17 protein-coding genes, 1 tRNA gene and 2 rRNA genes (1 of these 20 only partly in view) are annotated in these 22,608 nt (G+C 71.8%); 12 read left to right on the top strand and 8 right to left on the bottom strand.

All coding sequences use genetic code 11. The features are described from left to right. Positions 1 to 21: 21 nt before the first annotated feature. Positions 22 to 1,041, top strand: a complete 1,020-nt coding sequence (locus LPC08_RS05840) for a phosphotransferase (protein ID WP_230451775.1) — start codon at positions 22 to 24, stop codon at positions 1,039 to 1,041. 38 nt (positions 1,042 to 1,079) lie between these two features. Continuing rightward, positions 1,080 to 2,387: an aspartate aminotransferase family protein gene (locus LPC08_RS05835; protein ID WP_441295838.1), complete on the top strand. Its 1,308-nt coding sequence runs from the start codon at positions 1,080 to 1,082 to the stop codon at positions 2,385 to 2,387. Here the strand turns inward: LPC08_RS05835 and LPC08_RS05830 are convergent. Further along, the gene (locus tag LPC08_RS05830) at positions 2,384 to 3,304 is read right to left on the bottom strand and encodes a pirin family protein (protein WP_230451774.1); all 921 of its coding nucleotides are present in this window, start codon (positions 3,302 to 3,304) and stop codon (positions 2,384 to 2,386) included. The genes LPC08_RS05835 and LPC08_RS05830 overlap by 4 nt on opposite strands. 155 nt (positions 3,305 to 3,459) lie before the next feature. Between LPC08_RS05830 and LPC08_RS05825 the strand changes: the two genes are divergently transcribed. After that, on the top strand, positions 3,460 to 4,032 hold the full coding sequence (locus tag LPC08_RS05825; RefSeq protein WP_230451773.1) for an NADPH-dependent FMN reductase: 573 nt from the start codon (positions 3,460 to 3,462) through the stop codon (positions 4,030 to 4,032). Positions 4,033 to 4,266: 234 nt separating this feature from the next. Beyond that, positions 4,267 to 5,421, top strand: a complete 1,155-nt coding sequence (locus LPC08_RS05820; protein ID WP_230451772.1) for a glycosyltransferase — start codon at positions 4,267 to 4,269, stop codon at positions 5,419 to 5,421. Here LPC08_RS05820 and aroA read toward each other — a convergent pair. After that, positions 5,406 to 6,680, bottom strand: a complete 1,275-nt coding sequence (gene aroA, locus LPC08_RS05815) for a 3-phosphoshikimate 1-carboxyvinyltransferase (RefSeq protein ID WP_230451771.1) — start codon at positions 6,678 to 6,680, stop codon at positions 5,406 to 5,408. The genes LPC08_RS05820 and aroA overlap by 16 nt on opposite strands. 66 nt (positions 6,681 to 6,746) lie before the next feature. Between aroA and LPC08_RS05810 the strand changes: the two genes are divergently transcribed. Next, entirely contained in the window at positions 6,747 to 7,706 is a 960-nt protein-coding gene (locus LPC08_RS05810) for a class I SAM-dependent methyltransferase (RefSeq protein ID WP_230451770.1), read from the top strand. 19 nt (positions 7,707 to 7,725) lie between these two features. On the opposite strand, the gene LPC08_RS05805 is transcribed toward LPC08_RS05810, so the two are convergent. Next, on the bottom strand, positions 7,726 to 8,016 hold the full coding sequence (locus LPC08_RS05805; RefSeq protein ID WP_230451769.1) for a DUF2218 domain-containing protein: 291 nt from the start codon (positions 8,014 to 8,016) through the stop codon (positions 7,726 to 7,728). After that, positions 8,016 to 8,591, bottom strand: a complete 576-nt coding sequence (locus LPC08_RS05800; RefSeq protein ID WP_230451768.1) for a PadR family transcriptional regulator — start codon at positions 8,589 to 8,591, stop codon at positions 8,016 to 8,018. Before LPC08_RS05800 ends, LPC08_RS05805 begins: the two co-directional genes overlap by 1 nt. Before the next feature lie 228 nt (positions 8,592 to 8,819). Here LPC08_RS05800 and lepA point away from each other — a divergent pair, with 228 nt between their 5' ends. The 6 genes from lepA (at position 8,820) to LPC08_RS05770 (ending at position 16,587) form a co-directional block, all read left to right on the top strand. Continuing rightward, entirely contained in the window at positions 8,820 to 10,625 is a 1,806-nt protein-coding gene (gene lepA, locus LPC08_RS05795) for a translation elongation factor 4 (RefSeq protein WP_230451767.1), read from the top strand. A 183-nt stretch (positions 10,626 to 10,808) separates the two neighbouring features. Continuing rightward, the gene (locus tag LPC08_RS05790; RefSeq protein WP_230451766.1) at positions 10,809 to 11,789 is read left to right on the top strand and encodes a tripartite tricarboxylate transporter substrate binding protein BugD; all 981 of its coding nucleotides are present in this window, start codon (positions 10,809 to 10,811) and stop codon (positions 11,787 to 11,789) included. Between the two features lie 207 nt (positions 11,790 to 11,996). Next, on the top strand, positions 11,997 to 12,377 hold the full coding sequence (locus LPC08_RS05785; RefSeq protein ID WP_230451765.1) for a response regulator: 381 nt from the start codon (positions 11,997 to 11,999) through the stop codon (positions 12,375 to 12,377). 54 nt (positions 12,378 to 12,431) lie between these two features. After that, positions 12,432 to 13,820 carry a xanthine dehydrogenase small subunit gene (locus tag LPC08_RS05780; RefSeq protein WP_230451764.1) on the top strand — a complete coding sequence of 463 codons (1,389 nt, stop codon included), beginning with the start codon at positions 12,432 to 12,434 and terminating at the stop codon, positions 13,818 to 13,820. After that, entirely contained in the window at positions 13,820 to 16,114 is a 2,295-nt protein-coding gene (gene xdhB, locus LPC08_RS05775; protein ID WP_230451763.1) for a xanthine dehydrogenase molybdopterin binding subunit, read from the top strand. Before LPC08_RS05780 ends, xdhB begins: the two co-directional genes overlap by 1 nt. A gap of 26 nt (positions 16,115 to 16,140) precedes the next feature. After that, positions 16,141 to 16,587, top strand: a complete 447-nt coding sequence (locus LPC08_RS05770) for an RbsD/FucU family protein (RefSeq protein WP_230451762.1) — start codon at positions 16,141 to 16,143, stop codon at positions 16,585 to 16,587. A 4-nt stretch (positions 16,588 to 16,591) separates the two neighbouring features. On the opposite strand, the gene LPC08_RS05765 is transcribed toward LPC08_RS05770, so the two are convergent. The 3 genes from LPC08_RS05765 to rrf all read right to left on the bottom strand — a co-directional run bounded on the left by LPC08_RS05765 (position 16,592) and on the right by rrf (position 19,767). Continuing rightward, positions 16,592 to 19,405, bottom strand: coding sequence for a phosphoenolpyruvate carboxylase (locus LPC08_RS05765; protein ID WP_230451761.1), 2,814 nt, complete (start codon positions 19,403 to 19,405; stop codon positions 16,592 to 16,594). 140 nt (positions 19,406 to 19,545) lie between these two features. After that, positions 19,546 to 19,622, bottom strand: a tRNA-Met gene (locus tag LPC08_RS05760). A 30-nt stretch (positions 19,623 to 19,652) separates the two neighbouring features. Further along, positions 19,653 to 19,767, bottom strand: a 5S ribosomal RNA gene (rrf, locus tag LPC08_RS05755). Positions 19,768 to 19,904: 137 nt separating this feature from the next. On the opposite strand from rrf, the gene LPC08_RS05750 reads away from it, so the two are divergent. Further along, complete coding sequence (locus tag LPC08_RS05750; RefSeq protein WP_230448719.1) at positions 19,905 to 21,179, top strand: IS256 family transposase; 1,275 nt, start codon at positions 19,905 to 19,907, stop codon at positions 21,177 to 21,179. Between the two features lie 107 nt (positions 21,180 to 21,286). Here LPC08_RS05750 and LPC08_RS05745 read toward each other — a convergent pair. Continuing rightward, positions 21,287 to 22,608: ribosomal RNA gene (locus LPC08_RS05745) — 23S ribosomal RNA — on the bottom strand; it runs 1,420 nt beyond the window's last position.

The following is a 22,608-nucleotide window of genomic DNA, read 5'->3' as shown; positions in this document are numbered from 1 at the left end:
GCGCCTTCGCGAAAGGCCCGCATGCCCGCCGATCCCGCCCGCGACCCGCTCACCGATCCGCTGATCCTGGCCGCCCCGCCGGGGATCGACGAGGCGGCGCTGCTGGATGCGCTCGCCGCGTCCTATGGCGTGCGGGGCGTGCTGGCGCCGCTGGCCGGGGAGCGGGACCGCAACTTCCGCCTGGACCGCGACGGCGCCGCGCCGCTGCTGGTGAAGGTGGCGCATCCGGACGAGGACCCGGCGATCACCGGCTTCCAGAGCGCGGCGCTGCTGCATCTGGAAGCGGCAGACCCCGGCCTCCCCCTGCCCCGCATGCTGCGCGGCCGCGACGGCGCCACGGAGGTGCCGCATCCGGCACGGGACGGGCGGCCCTGCCTGCTGCGGGTGCTGACCTACCTGCCCGGCACGCCGTTGACGGACGCGGTGGGGCAGGAGCAGGCGCTGGGCGCCCTGACCGCGCGGCTGGACGCGGCGCTGGAGGGCTTCGCGCATCCGGCGGACACGCGGCGGCTGCTGTGGGACGTCCGCGAGGCGCCGTCCCTGCGCGCCCTGCTGCCGGAGGTGGGCGACCCCGCCCTGCGCGGGCTGGCGGAGGACGCCATCGCGCGCTTCGAGACCGAGGCGGAAGCCGCGCTGGGCGCGCTGCCGCGCCAAGTGATCCACAACGACCTGAACCCACACAACGTGCTGACGGAGGGCGCGGCGCTGTCGGGGATCATCGATTTCGGCGACATGGTCCGCGCCGCGCGGATGCAGGAGGTCGCGACCGCCTGCGCCTACCTGCTTCGCCCGGGCGATGCGCCGCTCGCGGGGCCGGCGGCCTTCCTGGCCGGCTACCGCGCCGTGCTGCCGTTGCCGGCGGAGCAGGCGGCGCTGCTGCCCGCGGTGGTCGCGACCCGCATGGCGCTGACCGTGCTGATCACCCATTGGCGCGCGCGGCGGCAGCCGGAGAACGCGCCCTATATCCTGCGCAACATGCCGCGTGCCCGCACCGGGCTGGAGATCCTGGCCCGCCTGCCGTCGCACGCCCTGGAGGAGTGACCGCGATGCCCGATGACGGGGCGCCGAAAGGCATGGCGATGATCAACGCCTTCGACCCGAAGCGGGCGGACGGGCTCACCCCGCGCGAGCAGGCGATGGTGTCGCGGCGGCAGCGCCTGCTCGGCCCGGCCTACCGGCTGTTCTACGAGCATCCCGTGCATCTGGTGCGCGGCGAGGGCGCCTGGCTGTTCGACGCGGAGGGGAACCGCTACCTCGACTGCTACAACAACGTCGCCTCGGTCGGGCATGCGCACCCGCACGTGGTCGCGGCGATCGCGGCGCAGGCGGCGCGGCTCAACACCCACACGCGCTACCTGCACGAGACGGTGCTGGACTACGCCGAGGCGCTGCTGGCGACGTTTCCGGCCTCGCTGGGGCACGTGATGTTCACCTGCACGGGGTCGGAGGCGAACGACCTCGCGCTGCGCGTCGCCCGCGCCCATACCGGCGGCGAGGGGATCGTCGTCACCTCGCTCGCCTATCACGGCGTGACCAGCGCGCTGGCGGCGCTGTCGCCGTCCCTGGGAGAGGGCGTGCCGCTCGGCCGCCATGTCGCGACGGTGGCGCCGCCGGACGCCTATCGCGGCGGGCCGGACATGCCGCAACGCTTCGCCGCCGACATCGCCGCCGCCTTCGCCGGGCTGGCGCGCCACGGCATCCGCCCGGCGGCGCTGCTGGTGGACACGATGTTCACCTCGGACGGCGTCTTCCCCGATCCGGCCGGCTTCCTGCGCCTGGCCGCCCAGGCCGCGCGCGAGGCGGGCGCGCTGTTCATCGCCGACGAGGTGCAGCCGGGCTTCGGCCGCACCGGCGCCATGTGGGGCTTCGCGCGGCATGGGGTCGAGCCCGATATCGTCACCCTGGGCAAGCCGATGGGCAACGGCCATCCGCTGGCCGGCATGGTGATCCGGCCGGAGTTGCTGGAGCGCTTCGGCGGGCAGGTGCGCTACTTCAACACCTTCGGCGGCAACCCCGTCTCGGCGGCGGCGGGGATGGCGGTGCTGGAGGTGCTGCGCGACGAGCGCCTGCCGGAGAACGCGGCCGCGGTCGGCGCGCACATGCAGGCCGGGCTGCGGGCGCTGGCCGAACGGCACGGGATCATCGGCGACGTGCGCGGCGCCGGCCTCTCCATCGGCGCGGAGCTGGTGCGCGACCGGGAGACGAAGGCGCCCGCGACGGCGGAGACGACGCGGGTGGTGAACGCGCTGCGCGAGCGGCGCGTGCTGATCAGCGCCAGCGGGCCGGGGGCGAACATCCTGAAGATCCGCCCGCCGCTCTGCCTGAGCCGGGCGCAGGCCGACCTGTTCCTGGAGACGCTGGATTCGGTGCTGGCGGAGGCACGCTAACCCGGCAGCGGGATGAACTCCGTCTCCCCGGGCACGGGCAGGTTGAAGCGGTCGCGCTGCCAGTCCTGCTTCGCCTGCTCGATCCGCTCCTTGCGGGAGGAGACGAAGTTCCACCAGATGTGGCGCGGCCCATCCAGGGGCTCGCCGCCCAGGGCCGCGAGGCGCGCCGGGCCGCCGCGCGCGGCGATGTCCACCGGGCGCCCCGGGGCCAGGACGAGGAGCTGGCCGGGCGCGTGGTCCGTGCCGTCGAGCGTGACCGTCCCCTCCAGCAGCAGCAGCGCCCGCTCCTCGTAGGTGGGCGGTAGGGTCACGGTGGCGCCCGCCTCCAGCGTCAGGTCGTAGAGGAAGGCGGGCGAGAGGGTGCGCACGCCGGAGCGCGCGCCGAATCCCTCCCCCGCCGCGATCCGGGCCGTGACGCCCTCGCCCCGCACCAAGGGCACCTCCTGCGGGGCGTAGTGGACGAAGCCCGGATCGGTCTCCTCCAGCGCGCGCGGCAGGCCGACCCAGAGCTGGAGGCCGTACAGCACCTCCTGCCCATCGCGGTGGTCGGGCGGGGTGCGTTCCGAATGCACCACGCCGCGCCCGGCGGTCATCCAGTTCACCGCGCCGGGCGCGATGGCCTGGACGCTGCCCAGGCTGTCGCGGTGCAGGATGCTGCCGCCCAGCAGGTAGGTCATGGTGGCCAGGCCGATATGCGGATGCGGGCGGACATCCATCCCGGCGCCCTGGCGGAACACCACCGGCCCGAACTGGTCGAGGAAGAGGAAGGGGCCGACCATGCGCCGCTTCACCGAGGGCAGCACGCGCCGCACCTCGAAGCCGCCCAGGTCGCTGGTGCGCGGCGCGATCACCGCCTGCACGGAAGGCTCCGGCGGGGTGTCGTGCTCCACCGGGGGGTCGCAGGGCAGCCAGCTCATGCCGATGGGCTCCGCTCGTGAAGGACGCAGGATAGGGCCATCGCAGCCGGGGGCACCCCACAGGCCCGTGAATGGCCGGCATCACCGGGGCACGGGCTCGCCCGGCACGGCACCGGGGCCTACACTTCCGCATCCCGTCTGCGAGGAGGCTCCTCTTGGCCCTGAAGCTCAACATCGTCATCGCCAGCACCCGGCCCGGGCGCATCGGTCCCAAGGTGGCCGACTGGTTCGACGGCTATGCCCGCGCGCATGGCGGCTTCGATCCCGTCCTGGTCGATCTCGCGACCTTCGACCTGCCCGTCTACGACGAGCCGAAGCATCCGCGGATGCAGCAGTACCAGCACGCGCACACCAAGGCCTGGTCGGAGAGCGTCGCCTCGGCCGACGCCTTCGTCTTCGTCACGCCGGAATACAACTTCTTCCCGCCGCCGAGCCTCGTGAACGCGCTGAACTACGTCTACAGCGAATGGAACTACAAGCCGGCGGGCTTCGTCAGCTATGGCGGCGCCTCGGGCGGGCTGCGCTCCGTGCAGGCGGCGAAGCTGCTGGTCACCACGCTGAAGATGATGCCGATGGTCGAGGGCGTGATGGTGCCGATGGTCGCCAAGGCGATCGGCGAGGATGGCCGGATGCAGTCCAACCCGCTGATCGACGACAGCGCGACGTCCATGCTGGACGAGATGCTGCGCTGGGCCGAGGCGCTGAAGCCGATGCGCGCCAAGGGCTGAGCCGCCCGACGGGCGCCGCGACGGCCTGTCGCGGCGCCCAGTCCCGCCTTCGGGCGGCGCCGGACCCGTTGTTCCCGGCACACCGGCCGCGCGGCCAGGGCCGGGCGCCCCTCCCCGGCCTGGCGGCATGGCCGTGCCGCGGGGTGGCTCGCCGGGCGCGGGACGGGCCGGTTACACTCCCTGCGCCATGCCCAGCCGCCCCCGATCGCCCTCCCCGCGCGGCCCGTCCCGCGCGTGAGCGGCCCCGCCCTCGCCTGGCTGCTTGCGCTTCCCGGCGTCGTGGTCGCCGCCTTCTGGGCCTGGGCGCCGCTGGCCTGGCTTCGCCGGGCGCGCCCCGCCGGGGTACGCCGCGACGGGCCGGTGACGCTGATCCTGCCGCTGGCCGGGAACCCGCCGGGACTGCCGGCGCTGCTGGGCGACCTTGCGGCCCAGAGCCTTCGCCCGGCACGGCTGATCGTGGCCGTGGAAGCCGGCGACGCGGCGGCGCGCGCGGCCGGCCTGCATGCCCCGCTGCCCTTCCCGGTCACGGTGGTGGAGGCCCCGCAGGCCGCCGACTGCGGCCAGAAATGCGCCAACCAACTCGCCGCCCTGGCGCGGCTGGACGGCACGGAAGCCGCCGTCGTGCTGCTGGACGCGGACATCCGGCCGCAGCCCTGGTGGCTCTCCACCCTGGCCAGCCCGATCCTGGATGGCAGCGCCGACATGGTCACGGGCTACCGCTGGCTGCTGCCCCGGGGCGGGCTGGCCACGCAGGCGGTGGCCTGGCTGGACCGGGCGCTGGCGCTGGTGCCGCGCTCGGGGATGCTGCCGCTGTGCTGGGGCGGCTCGCTGGCGCTGGGGCCGGCGGCGCTGCCGCAGGCGGCCCGGACGCTGGAGCGGGTGCTGTCCGACGACCTCGCCCTGTCCGCCATGGCGCGGCGGGAGGGGTTGCGGGTGCTGACCCGGCGCATCCTGCTGGTGCCCAGCCCCTTCGCCGGGACGGCCGGGGCCGTGCTGGGCTTCTACCTGCGCCAGCACCGCATCCTGCACCTCTACGCGCCCGGGACGTGGCGGGTGGCCTTCGCCGCGGGGCAGGCGATGCTGGCGCTGTGGCTGGCCCTGGCCGTCGCGGCGCCCCTGCTGCTGCCCCTTCTGCCGGCGGCGGGCGCGCTGCGCTGGTGGGCGCATGGTGCGCTGGGCCGGCGCATCGGGGCGCCCGATCCGTTCGGCACGCGGGCGGCGCAGCTCGCCCTGGCGCTGACGCCGCTGCCGGACCTGCTGAACGCCGCCATCCTGTGGGCGGCGCTGCGGACGCGGCGGATCGCCTGGCGCCACGTCACCTACGAGGTCACGGCGCCGGACCGGGTGCGGGTGGCGTCGCGGCGGCCGCCCGGTCAGCCAGGGGCGTAGCGGAAGCCCAGCCCGGCCAGCACGTCCCAATAGTCCGGGAAGGTCTTCGCCACGCAACCAGGGTCGAGGATGGTGATCCCCCCGATCCGCAGCCCGGCCAGGGCGAAGCTCATGGCGATGCGGTGGTCGGCATAGGTCTCGATCCGCGTGGGCAGGGTCTGGCCGGAAAGGCCGGGGTCGGAGGCCACGATCAGGTCGTCGCCCGCCTCGACGCCGAGGCCCGGGCGGATGCGCGACAGCTCCGTCGCCAGCGCGGCGACGCGGTCGCATTCCTTCACCCGCAGGTTGGCGATGCCGGTGAAGCGCACCGGCGTCGCGTTGAAGGCGGCGAGCACGGTCAGGGTCGGCACCGCATCCTGCATCTGCGCGCCGTCGATCACCGGCGGCAGGTGGGGGAACTGCCGGATGATCTCCCACGCCTTCGCATCCGGCTGGGTGAAGTCCCGCGCCGCCACGCCGAGGTCGATGGCGCCGCCGGTCAGGACCTCCGCCGCCCAAAGGTAGGTGGCGGCGGAGGCGTCGGGCTCGATGGCAAGGTCGGTCGCCGCGTAGCCGGTCGGCTCCACCCGCCAACGCGAGCCGTCCTCCGCCGCCACCCGCGCCCCGAAGGCCGCCATGGCGGCGGTGGTCAGGTCGATGTAGCCGCGCGCCCCGATCCCATCCCCCGCCAGGGCCACGGTGGTCGGGCCCGTCCCGCAGGCGGCCAGCATCAGCAGGGCGGAGACGTACTGGCTGGAGAGTCCCGCATCGATGGTGACCGTCCCGCCCGCGAAGCCGCCGCGCCCCCGCACCGTGACGGGCGGGCAGCCGGTCGGCGCCTCGGCATCGATGCCCAGGCTGCGCAGGGCGGCCACCAGCGGCGCGATGGGACGCTTGCGCATGTGCGCGTCGCCGTCGAGCACCACCGTCCCGTCCGCCAGCGCCGCCGCCGCGGTCAGGAAGCGCGTCGCCGTGCCGGCATTGCCGAGGAAGAGCGGCGCATCCGGCGCGGCGAGCCGCCCGCTGCCGGTGACGAGGAAGGTGGTGGCATCCGGCTCCTCCACCGTCACGCCCAGGGCGCGCAGGGCGGTGGCCATGTGCCGCGTGTCGTCGCTGCGCAACGCGCCGGTCAGGCGGCTGGTGCCCTTCGCCAGGCCGGCGAGCAGCAGGGCGCGGTTGGTGACCGACTTGGACCCGGGCGGCACGGCCCGGCCGCGCAGGGGGGCTGCGGGCGGCAGGATGGTGATCGCCGCGCCGTCCCGTGCCATCACATCCGCCATGTGGCGCCCTCCCCCCGGTCGAACCTGCCCGCCCGATAGCGCAAAGCGGCGCGCGGCAGCAGGGGCATGGCACGCGGGTCCGGGCGGCGTGGCGTGACGGCGCCGCGCTGCCCGGTCACCGGGGATGCCAGCCCCGTGCTGGTGCAACGACTCAGCCGGCGCTTCCTCCACGCGCTGTGGCGGCTGTCGCACGGGGTGCGGCCGACGCCCATCGCGGTGGAGGGGCCGGCGATCGGGCTGTACCGCTCCGCCTGCGGGGTGATGTTCTTCCACCCGCCGATCGCGGGGGACGCCGCCTTCTACCGCGCGCTCTACCGCCAGTTCGGCGCGCTGGACGCCACCGCCGAGGCGCCGGAGGCCCGGCCGGAATTCGTCGAGGCGGCGAAGCACGTGGCGCCGGGCGAGCGGGTGCTGGATGTCGGCGCCGGGCGCGGCGGGCTGGAGCGGCTGCTGCCGCCGGGTGCCGCCTGGCAGGGGCTGGACCCCTATCTGGGCCAGGACGTGCCCGGAGTGGCGCGCGAGACCCTGGCCGAACACGCGGCGGCGCATCCGGGGGAATACGACGTCGCCTGCGCCTTCCAGGTGCTGGAGCATGTCGAGGACCCGCGCCGGATGGCGGAGGAGATGGTCGCCTGCCTGCGGCCCGGCGGGCGGCTGGTGCTGTGCGTGCCGCTCTGGCCCTCCGTGCTGACGGAGATCCCCAACCTCGCCATGAACGCGCCGCCGCACCACCTTTCCTGGTGGACGCCGGGCGCGCTGCGGGCGCTGGCGGAGGCGCTGGGGCTGGAGGTGCTGCGGGCGGAGACGCTGCCGCCCTCGCGCCACGCCGCCACGCTGTTCTGGATGCACCGGCTGCTGCCGCTGCGGACCGCGCCGGAGCGGTACTTCCGCCACGCCTGGTCCTGGTGGGCGGCGCTGCTGCTGGCCGGGCTGGTGGGGCGGCCGATGCTGCGCTGGCGCCGCCCGCCTCTGCCCAAGGGGGCGACGCCGATCGATGCGTTCCTGGTGGCGCGGAAGCGGGGCTGATCCCGCTCCCGCCGGCGGCTCACCCGGCCGGCCGCTCCCAGGCGACGTTCAGCTCCTCCCGGAAGGCGAAGCGCACCAGGTGGCTGCCCATGACCTGCTCGCCGCGCGCCAGGTTCTCCGCGTCGGGCGATTCGATGGTCATGGTCAGCGCCTCCGGGCCGGAGGCCAGGGAGACGGTGCCGAAGCCGAACTCGATCCGGCCCCGGTCCCCCTCCTGGCTGGCCGGCACCTTGTGGCCGAAATGCTTGACCAGCTGGCCCAGGTAGCGGCTGGCCGAGGCGGTCGGGACGCGCGCGGTGGTCGTGGGCATCAGGCCTGCTCCACCTGCTGCGCCGCCGTGTCGATGGCGGCCACGATGGTCCGGAGCTGGGCCTCGGAGAGGTCGCCCCGGGCGAGCCGCAGCCGCAGCGCCATCTTCAGGTTGTGCATGGCGCGCAGCCCCTGCGGGATGGCCCCGGCCGGGCGCTCGCCCCCCATGGCCTCCATCCGGGCGAAGAGGGTGTCCACCTCGGCCTTCGCCTCGGCCAGGACGCGCTCCCCCTCCGGGGTGACGGCGTAGAGCTTGCGGGCGCCCTCGGTGGCGCTGACGGCGATCTGGCCCAGCTCCTCCAGCAGGGTGAGCGTGGGGTAGATGGTGCCGGGGCTGGGGGAGTAGCTGCCGCCCAGGCGCTCCTCGACCTCCTTGATCAGCTCGTAGCCGTGGCGCGGCTTCTCCGCGATCAGGCGGAGCAGGACGAGGCGCAGGTCGCCGCTCTCGAAGAAGCGGCCGCCCCGGCCGCCGCGCCGGTGCATCCGGCCGAAGGGTCCCTCGCGGCCGCCCTCGCCCCGGTGGAAACGGCGGCCCTCGCCGCAGAAGCGGCCGTGGCCGCGGTGGTGTCCGAACATGCCGTGGTCTCCGATGGAGTTTCGATATATCGATTTCATGCCACAGCGATATATCGCGACGACCCGCCCCGTCAAGTATCGATATATCGAAAACCTGTCGGACCGATCCCGCACCCCCTCCCCCTCCGGCTGAACCCCCTCAGGACGCTTGGTCCCGGGGCCGGGCTGCCTTATCTGGGGGCCGACACGTCGCGCGCGGCCGAACGCCCGCATCCCGGCCGGATTTTCATGACCGATACCCCTCTCTCCCGCATCCGCAACTTCTCGATCGTGGCGCATATCGACCATGGCAAGAGCACGCTGGCCGACCGGCTGATCCAGAAGACCGGCGCCCTCTCCGACCGCGAGATGACCAACCAGGTCCTCGACAACATGGAGCTGGAGCGCGAGCGCGGGATCACCATCAAGGCCCAGACCGTCCGGCTGGACTACAAGGCGGCCGACGGCGAGTGGTACCAGCTCAACCTGATGGACACGCCGGGCCACGTGGACTTCGCCTACGAGGTCTCGCGCAGCCTCGCCGCCTGCGAGGGCTCGCTGCTGGTGGTCGACGCCTCCCAGGGGGTCGAGGCGCAGACGCTCGCCAACGTCTACCAGGCGATCGAGGCGGGGCACGAGATCGTCCCCATCCTGAACAAGGTGGACCTGCCGGCGGCCGAGCCGGAGCGGGTGAAGCAGCAGATCGAGGACGTGGTCGGCATCCCCGCCGACGACGCGGTGCTGATCTCCGCCAAGACGGGGCTGAACATCGAGGGCGTGCTGGAGGCGATCGTCACCCGCCTGCCCGCGCCCAAGGGCGACCCCGACGCGCCGACCAAGGCGCTGCTCGTCGATAGCTGGTACGACGCCTATCTGGGCGTCATCATCCTGGTGCGGGTGAAGGACGGCCATCTGAAGCGCGGCCAGAAGATCCGCATGATGGCCAACGGCACCACGCATGTCATCGACCAGGTCGGGGTCTTCCGCCCGAAGATGCAGGCCGTCGAGAGCCTCGGGCCGGGCGAGATGGGCTTCGTCACCGCCGCCATCAAGACGGTGGCCGACACCAATGTCGGCGACACCCTCACCGACGACCGCAACCCGGCGCCGGAGCCGCTGGCGGGCTTCAAGCCCTCCATCCCCGTCGTCTGGTGCGGGCTCTACCCGGTCGATGCCGATGATTTCGAGAAGCTGCGGGAATCGCTCGCCAAGCTGCGGCTGAACGACGCCTCCTTCCACTACGAGGCGGAGACCTCCGCCGCGCTGGGTTTCGGCTTCCGCTGCGGCTTCCTCGGCCTGCTGCACCTGGAGATCATCCAGGAGCGGCTGTCGCGCGAGTTCGACCTCGACCTGATCGCGACCGCGCCGAGCGTCGTCTACAAGATCAACAAGACCAACGGCGAGCAGATCGAGCTGCACAACCCGGCCGACATGCCGGACGGCTCGGTGATCGACACGATCGAGGAGCCGTGGATCAAGGCGACGATCTTCGTCCCCGACGACTACCTCGGCTCCGTCCTCGCGCTCTGCTCCGAGCGGCGCGGGCAGCAGGTCGACCTCACCTATGTCGGCAACCGCGCCATGGCGGTCTACAAGCTGCCGCTGAACGAGGTGGTGTTCGACTTCTACGACCGGCTGAAGTCGATCTCCCGCGGCTATGCCTCCTTCGACTACACGATGGACGGCTACGAGGAGAGCGACCTCGTGAAGATCTCCATCCTGGTGAACGCCGAGCCGGTGGACGCGCTGTCCTTCATGGCCCACCGCTCCCAGGCGGAGAAGCGCGGGCGGCAGATCTGCGAGCGGCTGAAGGAGCTGATCCCCAAGCAGCTCTTCAAGATCGCCATCCAGGCCGCGATCGGGTCCCGCGTCATCGCGCGCGAGACCATCGGCGCGCTGAGCAAGGACGTCACCGCCAAGTGCTACGGCGGCGACATCAGCCGCAAGCGCAAGCTCCTGGAGAAGCAGAAGGAGGGCAAGAAGCGCATGCGGCAGTTCGGCAAGGTCGAGATCCCGCAGAGCGCCTTCATCGCCGCCCTGAAGATGGAGGCCTGACGCGGCCGCCGCCACACGCCCCGGTTTCGCGGGGACGGTCCGGCGCGGCCCATCCGGCCCAATTCCTGCCGCCGGCGCAGGGGGTGAGACGTTTCCCAGCAGGGTGCGAAAGATCACTTGACGGCGCCTCCCCTGGCGCCGCAAGCATCCTGCACCCTGTGAACGATACATTACGGAAACGTCATGATCCCTCGCCGCCTCCTGCTCGCCGCCTTGGGGACGCTTGGCCTCGGCGCCGCGCCTGCCCTGGCCCAGGGCGCCTTTCCCACCCGCCCCATCTCGATGGTCGTGCCCTTCGCCGCCGGCGGGCCGACCGACACCGTGGCGCGGCTCGTCGCGGAGGCGATGAGCAAGGATCTCGGCCAGACGATCGTCGTCGAGAATGTCGGCGGCGCCGGCGGCACGCTGGGCGCCAGCCGCGTGGCCCAGGCCCGGCCGGATGGCTACCAGATCCTCATGCACCACATCGGCATGGGAACCACGCCGTCGCTGTACCGGCGCCTCTCCTATGACCCGGTGAACGGCTTCGAGACGGTGGGGCTGGTCACGGAGGTGCCGATGACCGTCGTCGCGAAGAAGGGCATCGCCGCGAACAACTTGGCCGAGCTGGTCGCGCTGATGAAGAAGGAGGGCACGGGGATCAACCTGGCCAATGCCGGGATCGGCGCGGCCAGCCATCTCTGCGGCCTGCTGCTGCAGACGGCGATGCAGACCCAGGTGACCACGGTCCCCTATCGCGGCACCGGCCCGGCCATCACCGACCTACTGGGCGGCACGGTGGACGTGATGTGCGATCAGACGACCAACACCACCGAGCAGATCAAGGCCGGCGGCATCCGCGCCTTCGCCGTGACGACGCGCGAGCGGCTCGCCGCCCTGCCCGACCTGCCCACCGCGAACGAGGCGGGGCTGCCGGGCTTCGAGGTCTCCGTCTGGCACGGGATCTACACGCCCAGGGGCACGCCGGATGCCGTCAACCAGCGCCTCTCCCGCGCGCTCCAGGCCGCGCTGCGCGACGAGCGGGTGATCGGCCGCTTCGCCGAGCTTGGCACGACGCCGGTGAGCCAGGAGATGGCGACGCCGGAGGCGCACCGCCGCTACTGGCAGGCGGACATCGCCAAGTGGCGCCCGATCATCCAGGCTGCCGGGCAGTACGCCGACTGACGCGCCGCCCCCGCTCCGGCGGCTTTCGCCGGGGCGGGCGACCTCCCCGCCCGGCCGGGCCTGACACGCTCATCCACACTGATTCGAAAGCGTTATTTCACACGAACACGTGAGGCCGGGTGCTCTTCGCGCTCCGCGTCCACCCACTACAGTGCAGCCACCCCAAGCGGTCGCTCGCCGCCATGCGCGCCACTCAGGAAGCGCTCCATGCACAACCAGGATACCATGATGAGCAAGCTGGAGGGACGCCGGGTCCTCGTGGTCGAGGACGAGACGCTGGTTGCCATGCTCGTCGAAGATACGCTGCTGGATGCCGGGGCGCAGGTGATGGGACCGGTCGCCTCCGTCGCCGCCGCCCTCGCGCTGATCGCGGAGCAGGTGCCCGATGTGGCGGTGCTGGACCTCAACCTGGCGGGCGAGACCTCGGAGCCGATCGCGGACGAGCTGACGCGGCTCGGCGTGCCCTTCGTGGTGGCCTCCGGCTATGGCCAGTCGGGCGTGCCGGAGCGGCATGCCAACGTCCCCGTCCTGGCCAAGCCCTATGCCCCGGAGGAGCTGACCGCCGCGCTGGCGCGCCTCGGCGGCTGATCCATCCACGCGCCGCGGGACCCACCGCGGCGCGCCGCTTGCTATGATGCGGCCATGCCGCTCGCCACGCCGTCCGCCATCGCCTTCCGATTGAACGGGGAGCCGCTCCGCCTCCCGCCCGGCCTCTCGCCCACCACGACCCTGCTCGACTGGCTGCGCGGCCCCGGCGGGCTGACCGGCACCAAGGAGGGCTGCGCCGAGGGCGATTGCGGCGCCTGCACCGTGGTGCTGGAGGCAGCGGACGGGGTAAGGGTGCCGGTGAACGCCTGCCTGCTCATGCTGGGGCAGTTGCATGGCCGAGCGGTGCGCACGGTGGAGGGGCTGCGCGGCGCGGATGGTGCGCCGCATCCGGTGCAGGCGGCCATGGCGGAGGCCCATGCGACGCAGTGCGGCTTCTGCACCCCGGGGATCGTCATGACCGCCTGGGCGCACGCCATCGAGGGCGGCGACCCGCACGAGGCGCTGGCGGGGAATCTCTGCCGCTGCACCGGCTATCGTCCCATCCTGGACGCCTTCGCGCGGCTCGATCCGGGCGAGGCGGCGCTGCCCCCGCCACCGCCAGAGGCCGCGGCCCTGTTCGCCACGCCGGAGCAGGCCTTCCACCGCCCGACCTCGCTGACGGAGCTGGTGGCGCTTCGCGCCGCGCATCCCGAGGCCTGGCTGCTGGCGGGCGGCACCGATCTCGGGCTGCGCGTCTCCGAGCACCGGGAACGCCCGGCGGCGGTGATCGGCGTGCTGGACGTGCCGGAGTTGCAGGTGCTGGAAAGCCGGCCGGAGGGGCTGCGGATCGGCGCCGCCGTGCCCTATCGGCAGGTGCTGGCGCTGGCGGCAGCCGAGCCGGGCTTCGGCCCCTTCGCCGACCTGCTGCGCCGCCTGGGCTCCCGCCAGATCCGCGGCATGGGCACGCTGGGCGGCAATCTCGGCACGGCCTCGCCGATCGGGGATGCGCTGCCGCCGCTGCTGGCGCTCGGCGCGGCCATCCGCATCGCCGGGCCGGAGGGCGAGCGCGACCTGCCGGTGGAGGAATTCCTCACCGGCTACCGCCGCAACGCGTTGAAGCCCGGCGAGGTGGTGCGCGACGTCTTCCTCCCCCGCCCGCCGCAGGGTGCGCTCCTCGCCTGCGAGAAGCTGTCGCGCCGGCACGACCAGGACATCACCGCCGCCGGGCTCTCCGTGTTGCTGACGGTCGAGGGCGGCACCATCGCCACGGCCCGCATCGCCCATGGCGGGCTGGGGCCTAGCGCCGCCCGCGCGCCACAGGCCGAGGCCGCGCTGGCCGGCGCGCCCTTCGCCCAGGCGAGCTTCGCGGCGGCGGCGACGGCCCTGACCGGCGAGGTCGCGCCGCTCTCCGACCTGCGCGCGACGGCGGAGTACCGCCGCCTCGCCGCCGGCAACCTGCTGCGACGGCTGTGGTGGCGCTTCAACCCGGCGGAGGCGGCGTGATGGACGGTCTTCCTGCGCGGGGCGGCGTCACCGGCGCCAGCCTCGCCCATGACAGCGCCCTGTCCCACTGCACGGGCGAGGCACGCTTCGCCGACGACCTGCCGGAGCTGCCCGGCCTGCTGCATGCCGCGCTGGCGCTGTCCGATGCCGCGCATGCCCGGCTGCTCTCCCTCAACACGGAGGCGGCGCGCGGCATGCCGGGCGTGGTCGCCGTGCTGGGGCCGCGCGACATCCCCGGGCGCAACGACGTCTCGCCCTCGCACCGCGCGGGGGAATTCCTCTTCGCGGAGGGGGTGATCGAGCATTGGGGCCAGGCGCTGGCCCTGGTCGTGGCGCGGTCGCGCGACGAGGCCGTGGCCGCGGCCAAGGCCGTGCGCGCCGTCGTGGAGCCGCTGGAGCCGGTGCTGTCGGTCGAGGCGGCGCTGGCGCGGGATGCGCTGCTGCTGCCGCCCATGGTGCTGGAACGTGGCAATGTGCCGGCCGCGCTCGCCGCCGCGCCACACCAGGTCTCCGGCGAGTTCCGCTGCGGCGGGCAGGAGCATTTCTACCTGGAAGGCCAGATCGCCGTCGCCGTGCCGGGCGAGGATGGCGACATCGCGATCCACTCTTCCACCCAGCACCCGACGGAGGTTCAGCACATCGCCGCGCGCGTGCTCGGCTGCGACTTCAACCGCATCACCGTGCAGGTGCGGCGCATGGGCGGCGGCTTCGGCGGCAAGGAGAGCAACGCCTCCTGGGTCGGCGCCGCCGCCGCGCTGGCCGCGCGCGCGACGGGCCGGCCGGTGAAGCTGCGCCTGGCCCGCAAGGCGGATATGGCGGTGACCGGCAAGCGGCACCCGTTCCTGTACCGCTGGACCGCCGGCTTCGACGACACGGGGCGCATCACCGCGCTGGACGCGCTGTTGGCCGGTGATGGCGGGCATGTGCTGGACCTCTCCGCCGGTGTGCTGTTCCGCGCCGTCACCCACGCGCTGAACGCGCTCGACGTGCCTTCCGTGCGGATCGACGGGCGGATCGTGAAGACCAACACGGTCAGCAACACCGCCTTCCGCGGCTTCGGCGGGCCGCAGGGCGTGCTGCTGACGGAGGACGTGGTCCGCCACGTCGCCCGCGCCACCGGCCTGTCGCCCGAGGCGGTGCGCGAGCGCAACTTCGCCGGCGGGGAGAACGGGGCCCTCACCCCCTATGGCCAGGCGATGGAGGGCGACCTGATCCGCCGGGTCTGGGCGGAGGCGAAGGCGCTCTCCGGCTGGGAGGAGCGGCGTGCGTCCGTGGATGCCTTCAACGCCGCGCATCCCTACCGGCGGCGCGGCCTGGGCAGCTTCGTGCTGGCCTTCGGCATCTCCTTCGGCGTGATGCACATGAACCAGGCGGGGGCGCTGGTGCATGTCTACGCGGACGGCTCCATCCGGCTGAACCATGGCGGTACGGAGATGGGCCAGGGGCTGTTCATCAAGGTCGCCGCGATCGTGGCGGATGTCTTCGGCGTGCCGCTCTCGCGCGTGCGGATCACCGCGACCAGCACGGCGGAGGTGCCCAATACCTCGCCCACCGCCGCCAGCACCGGGTCGGACCTCAATGGCTGGGCGGCACAGATCGCGGCGAAGGCGGTGCGCGACCGCATGGTGGCGACGGTGGCCGCCGAATGGGGCGTGCCGCCGGAGGAGGTGGAGCTGGCGGAGGGCGAGGCCCGGTCCGGCAACCGCCGCATGGGCTTCGGCGAGCTGGCGACGCTGTGCCACATCAAGCGCGTCTCGCTCTCCGCCACGGGCTTCTACAAGACGCCGCATATCCATTGGGACCCGCAGACCCTGCGCGGGGAGCCGTTCTTCTACTTCTCCTACGGCGCCTCGGTGGCCGAGGTGGAGGTCGATACGTTGACCGGCGAGAATCGCTGCACCGGCGCCTGGCTGGTGCAGGATTGCGGACGCTCGCTCAACCCCGTGGTGGATCTCGGCCAGATCGAGGGTGCCTTCGTGCAGGGGCTGGGCTGGCTGACCTGCGAGGAGCTGTGGTGGGACCAGCAGGGCCGGCTGCGGACCCTGGGGCCCAGCACCTACAAGATCCCCGGCTCGCGCGACGTGCCGCCGGACTTCCAGGTGCGGCTGCTGGCCGATGCGCCGGCGCGGGCGGAGACGATCTTCCGCTCCAAGGCCGTGGGCGAGCCGCCGCTGATGCTGGCGACCAGCGTGTGGAACGCGCTGCGCGACGCGATCGGCGTGGATTCGCTCGACCTGCCGGCGACGCCCGAGCGGGTGCTGATGGCCCTGGAGGCGGGACGGCGTGGCGCGTAGCGTCCTCCCGCGTGGGAGGACGACATATGCTCAAGGGCATTGACCCGTTGCTGACGCCGGATCTGCTCTGGCTGCTGGCCTCGATGGGCCATGGCGACGAGGTGGCGCTGGTCGATGCGCTGCACCCGGCCGAACGCATCGCACGCCGGACCGGGTACGGGAAGCTGATCCGCCTGCCCGGCGTGGCGATGGAGCGGGCCTTGCGCGCCGTGCTGTCGGTGATGCCGCTGGACGATGCGGTGGAGAGCCCCGTGCGCCGGATGGAGGTGACCGGCGCCCCGGGGGAATGGCCCGAGGTGCAGCGGGCCGTGCGGGCGGAGGTGGAGCGCGCGGCGCCCGGTACCGTCATCGGCGGCATCAAGCGCTTCGACTTCTACGAGGCGGAGGCGGCCGCCTTCGGCGTGGTGCAGGTGGGCGACGCCCGGCCCTGGGGCTGCTTCCTGCTGCGCAAGGGGAATGGCGGGCTCGGCTGAGCCCTCACCCGAAGGCGCCACATTCCAGGGAGATGATGGCGCTGACCTCGCGGATCATCGCGAACATCTCGCGCAGGGGCTGGATGATCTCCTCTTGCTCCTGGCCATAGCCGCTGTGGCGCGGCGCCGGGGGCTCGGCAAAGTCCAGCGCCGCCTCGGGCGGCTCCGCGGTCGGGAAGACCTGGTCGAGCAGCGCGGCCGCCGCCTCCACGTCCAGGCGCAGCAGGCGCTGCACCAGCCCGTCGCGCGTGACCCCGTGGCGGGGGGAGAAGTCCGGCACGTCCACGGCGAGCAGCCAGATCCGGTGGATCAGGCAGAGGCGCAGGGCGTGCAGGGCGAAGAGCCGGTCGCTCATCCGCGGCTTCTCGCCCCCCTCCGCGACGGGCCAGGCGGCGCGCAGCCCGATGTCGTCCGCCTGGAGCCGGCGCAGCACCGCCCGCGCCGGATCGCCGAGCCCGAGCTGCTCCAGCGCCTCCGCCACCTTCACGAGGCGGGGCGCGCGGCCCGGCCGCTTGGTGCGCGAGGCCCGGTCCAGCCACATGCCGGGATCGAGGCTGCTGACATAGCCGCGCAGCACGTCCGTATCGGAAAGGCTCAGCCCGGCGCGGGCGAAGGCCATGGCGTTGGCGAAGCGCGGGCTGCGGTGCAGCAGGTCGGCGAAGGCCTCGGGCTCGCGCGAGGCCCCCTCCCCCAGCCCGTGCATCAGGTTGGCGAGGAAGCCGAGCTGCTGCAGCACGGCGTTGTTGGGGATGGCGCGCAGCTCGCGCGGGTGGCGGATGACGGCCGGGCCGCCCTGGTCGCTCTGCCGCGCCGCAGGGCGGGAGCCGGTGCGGTCGAGCAACGCCGGGCCGAAGGCGCCGAGCAGCGCGGCGTATCCCGGGTCGTCCACCAGCCCCGCCATGGCGGCACGCGCGCCCGCGAAGAGATCGGCGGCGAAGCCGGCTTCGGCATAGACCGGGTCGGGCTCCCTGCCCTGCGTCGCGCCCGGCGGCGGGAAGGCGTGCTCGGCGATCCGGGCGATCGTGGCATGGGCCAGGGCCGGGGTGCCGAAGTTCACGTAGCCGTCCGTCCCCTGGAAGCTGGTCTCCAGCCGGGTCGGCGTGCCATGGGCGGCGAAGGCGGCCCGCACCGCCGGCGGGTCGAGGTACTCGAAGCGCGCGGCCAGGCCATCGGGATGGCCGGCGCGGCCGAGCCCCTCGCCATGCGTATCGAACAGGACGACTTCCAGATTCGCCAAGCCGTGCCGGCCGAGCAGATCGGCGACGCGAAGCTTCAGCCGCTCGATCAGATGCGTCGCCGCTTCCTGGCCAACGTAACGGCCGGAGTCGGAGTAGCCGAACTGGAGGCAGAGGCGACCGACCCGGCGGAGATAGGCGCGCCAGTGCGGGCTGCGCAGCGCCTCCTCGACAACGCGTTCGCCGCGGCGTTCCAGCGCCTCCGCCGTCTCGAAGAGCGGGCTGATTTCGATCCGGTCCTCGACGCCGCAGATCCGGGCCAGGAGCAGGGCCGTCAGCAGGGTCAGGCCGCTTTCCGTCTCGGCGATCAGGAAACGGACCGGCTGGCTGGCATCGATGTGCTTGGTGATCTGGGTCACCGTCATGATCAGCTTCAGCGCGCTGGCCTGCTCCGCCATCAGCCCGCCGATATCGACCGGCTCGGAACGTGCCTGCTCCAGCGCGGCATTGACCGCGGCGAAGAGACCGCGCCGGCGGGTCGCATCCTCGGGCCCGCCCATGAGCTCCGGAAAGCGCAAGCGGGCGGCGTTGTGGAGCTGGGTGGAGTTCAGGCGGACATGGGTGTGCGCCAGGGAGAGGCCGTGCGCCACCAGCCCCGCCCGCGCTACGCAGAGCGCTAAGCGGGTCTGGTCGTCCGGGGCCTTCGACAGCGCTTCGGAAAACAGGGCCAGGAGGGGGTCCGGCGTGGTCATCGCCGCCTCCCGCTGGCCGATGAGAACCTGGGCGAAGTGCTGGGCAGCCGCTGGCTTCGGAACGCCCGAGGGCGGACACGCGGCGATTTGCGCATCCACGGCCTCCAGCGCCTGGGAGGTGCGGTGATGCAGCGCCCCCGCGGCCTCCTGGGGTAGGGCGGAGAACTGCGCCGCCAGACGTGCCAGTTGCAGGCGCTTCATGGACAGCCGCAGGCGAAGCGTATCCTGCCAGCCGATGTCGGTGCGGCCATCCGTGTCGTAGCCGACCCAGGAGGCAAGGATCACCGGGCGCGGATCGAGCCGGGTCCAGCGATCCGGCCAGATGGCCTTCGCTTCCGTCAGGATGGCGACAGTCAGGCGATCCAGCGCGTCCCGGCCATTGGTCATGGCGCCCACGGCCAGGGAGAACTCCTGGTCCAAGGTGGGCGGCTCCGGCCGCAGGGGCAGCTCGCCATCCGGCAGGACGCCACCAGCTGCCAGGGCCAGTGCATTCACGGTGGCCGGTGGCAGGCTGAAGGTGGGGTGGGCGGTGAACACCGCGGCCGACCGCGGGCGCTCCACCGCCGCACGGAACGTCGCCAGCGGCACAGGGCTGTCGGTTGGATCCGGCCGCAGCAGCTGGCTGGCGATGGTCGCCAGGGTGCGATCGGCGTCCTGGCTGGAGGCGCCGCCGACGGCCTGATCCAGGCGAGCCGCGCGGTCCAGGAAGGCGGCACGGCCCAGCCTTCCCAGCAGCCCAAGAACTTCCGCGCGGGTCAGGAGGCCGTCATCCAATTGCCGGCTTAGCAACAAGGCCACCGTCAAAGCCGGGCTTCCAAAGGGATCATCAGCCGCCGTCTTGCGCGCAGACGCGACGAGATCGAGGAAATCGGTGTCGATGGCGGTCAGCATGGGCGACATGCTGCACCCGCGAAAGGTGGCTTGTCGCGGGGCTTTTTCGCGAACTCCCCCTACGGACGTGCGAAAGCCCCCTGGGCGGGCGATGCCTGGGGGGATGGGTTCTGATGGGGGGGGGTGTCTGTGATGTGAGATGGATGCGGGGACAGGATTTGAACCTGTGACCTTCAGGTTATGAGCCTGACGAGCTACCGGGCTGCTCCACCCCGCGGGGGTGATGTTGAAGGGATCCCGTCTGGCGGCCTGGCGGCGACCGACTCTCCCGCAGCTTAAGCTGCAGTACCATGGGCGCAGGGGCGTTTCACGGCCGAGTTCGGGATGGGATCGGGTGTGGCAGCCCCGCAATGGCCACCAGGCCACCGGACGGGAACGGATGTGGGGATTGGGTGTGAGGGGGGAGCTATGGCCGGAACTGGGTGATGGCGGTGTGAGAGAGGCGGCGTATCGAGGTGGGTGACAAGCCTGCCTGAACCTCCCGAAGGAGCGATACGCCATGACGAAAGATACCACTGTCGTTCCACTTCGTCAGCCTGAGACGGTGGAGGACCCGCTGACGGCGGTCCTGAGGAGCGGGGCCCGCCGGTTGCTGGCCCAGGCGGTTGAGGCCGAGGCGGAGGCCTTCCTGGCCGAGATGAGGGGCTTGCGGCTGCCGGATGGGCGCGAGCGCCTGGTGCGGCACGGGCATGGCCCGGAGAGGCTGGTGCAGACCGGGATCGGCCCGGTGCCGGTGCAGCGGGTCAAGCTGCGCGACCGCGGTGCTGGCGAGGAGGCGGGCGGCGAGCGCATCCGCTTCGCCTCGGCTCTTCTGCCGCGCTGGGCGCGGCGGACGCGGAGCCTGGATGCCCTGCTGCCGATCCTCTACCTGCGCGGGGTCTCGATGGGCGACTTTCAGGAGGCGCTCGGGGCCCTGCTGGGCCGCGAGGCGCCGAACCTGTCGCCCTCGGTGATCGCGCGGCTGCGGGACGACTGGGAGGCGGACTACACGCGCTGGCAGCGGCGCGACCTGTCGGCCCGTCGCTACGTGTATGTCTGGGCCGACGGCGTCTACCTGCAGGCCCGGATGGAGCCGCAGGCCGAATGCATGCTGGTGCTGATCGGCGCCACGCCGGAGGGCAGGAAGGAGCTGCTTGGCTTCCAGGTGGGCCTGCGCGAGAGCGCGCAGAGCTGGCGGGAACTGCTGGTCGACCTCAAGGCCCGTGGCCTGATGATCGCGCCCGAACTGGCCACAGGCGATGGCGCGCTCGGCTTCTGGAAGGCGCTCGAGGAGGTCTGCCCGGCCACCCGTCATCAGCGGTGCTGGGTGCACAAGACCGCCAACGTCTTGGATAAGCTGCCGAGGTCGGTCCAGCCAGCCGCCAAGGCCGATCTACGCGAGATCTGGCAGGCGCCGGACCGCGCGACAGCGGAAGCGGCGATCACGACCTTCGCCGAGAAGTACGGGGCCAAATACGAGAAGGCGGCCACCTGCCTGCTGAAGGACCGCAACGCTCTGCTGACCTTCTACGACTTCCCCGCCGAACACTGGGACCACCTACGCACCTCGAACCCCATCGAGAGCGTGTTCGCCACCGTCCGGCACCGGACCGTCCGCACCAAGGGCGCACTGTCGCAGGACACCGCTCGGCTGATGGTGTTCAAGCTCGTCATGGCTGCGGCCAAAACCTGGCGCCGGCTGAAGGGAGAGAACCAGTTGCCCAAGCTGATCCAGGGCATCACATTCAAGAACGGCGTCGAGGTTACCAACACGCCAGCGCAGCACGCCGCCTGATCACGGCGTCACCCAGTTTCCAGCATAGCTCGTGAGGGGGTGAGTGGGAGTGCGCTTTGGTGCTGCGTGCGGCGGGGTTTTTGAGGCCCCGGCGGCGGCTGTGGTGGTGATGGAGTTCGATCGGGCGATTAGGACCGCTCGGCTGCATCCGTTACCGGACTTCTACCTGCGGCCTATCGACGTGGTGGTCTTCCACGGCCCTTGGGGAGACCTCGTTTAGAGGCTGGTTTCCCGCTTAGATGCCTTCAGCGGTTATCCGTTCCGCACTTGGCTACCCGGCGATGCTCCTGGCGGAACAACCGGTGCACCAGAGGTACGTCCATCCCGGTCCTCTCGTACTAGGGACAGATCCTCGCAAGTCTCCAACACCCATGGCAGATAGGGACCGAACTGTCTCACGACGTTCTAAACCCAGCTCACGTACCGCTTTAATCGGCGAACAGCCGAACCCTTGGGACCTGCTCCAGCCCCGGGATGCGATGAGCCGACATCGAGGTGCCAAACCTCCCCGTCGATGTGGACTCTTGGGGGAGATCAGCCTGTTATCCCTAGAGTACCTTTTATCCGTTGAGCGATGGCCCTTCCACGCGGGACCACCGGATCACTAAGGCCGACTTTCGTCTCTGCTCGCGCTGTCGCGCTCGCAGTCAGGCGGGCTTATGCCTTTGCACTCAACAGCCGATGTCCGACCGGCCTGAGCCCACCATCGCGCGCCTCCGTTACCATTTGGGAGGCGACCGCCCCAGTCAAACTGCCCACCACGCAGGGTCCTGGCCCGGGCTGACCGGGCTCAGTGAGATGCCAGAAAGGCGCAGGGTGGTATTTCAAGGTTGCCTCCACCGAAGCTAGCGCCCCGGTTTCCATGGCTCCCACCTATCCTACACAGCCCCTTCCTGGCACCACTGCGAAGTTGCAGTAAAGGTTCATAGGGTCTTTCCGTCTGACCACGGGTACCCCGCATCTTCACGGGGAATTCAATTTCGCTGAGCCCATGCTGGAGACAGTGGGGAGGTCGTTACGCCATTCGTGCAGGTCGGAACTTACCCGACAAGGAATTTCGCTACCTTAGGACCGTTATAGTTACGGCCGCCGTTTACCGGGGCTTCAGTTCGGAGCTTGCACTCCTCCCTTTAACCTTCCGGCACCGGGCAGGCGTCAGACCCTATACGTCATCTCTCGATTTCGCAGAGCCCTGTGTTTTTACTAAACAGTCGCCACCCCCTGGTCTGTGCCACCCCACACTGGTTGCCCAATGCGGGGTCTCGCTTATCCCGAAGTTACGCGAGCAATTTGCCTAGTTCCTTCAGCATGGTTCTCTCAAGCGCCTCGGTATACTCAACCAGTCCACCTGTGTCGGTTTCGGGTACGGTCTGTACGACAGCGCTATTTCCTGGACCGCTCCACCAGCCACCCCAATCCGATAAGGGAT

This window comes from Roseomonas sp. OT10, assembly GCF_020991085.1.
Lineage (GTDB): Bacteria > Pseudomonadota > Alphaproteobacteria > Acetobacterales > Acetobacteraceae > Roseomonas > Roseomonas cutis.
This window is presented reverse-complemented; position numbering and strand designations above follow the sequence as displayed.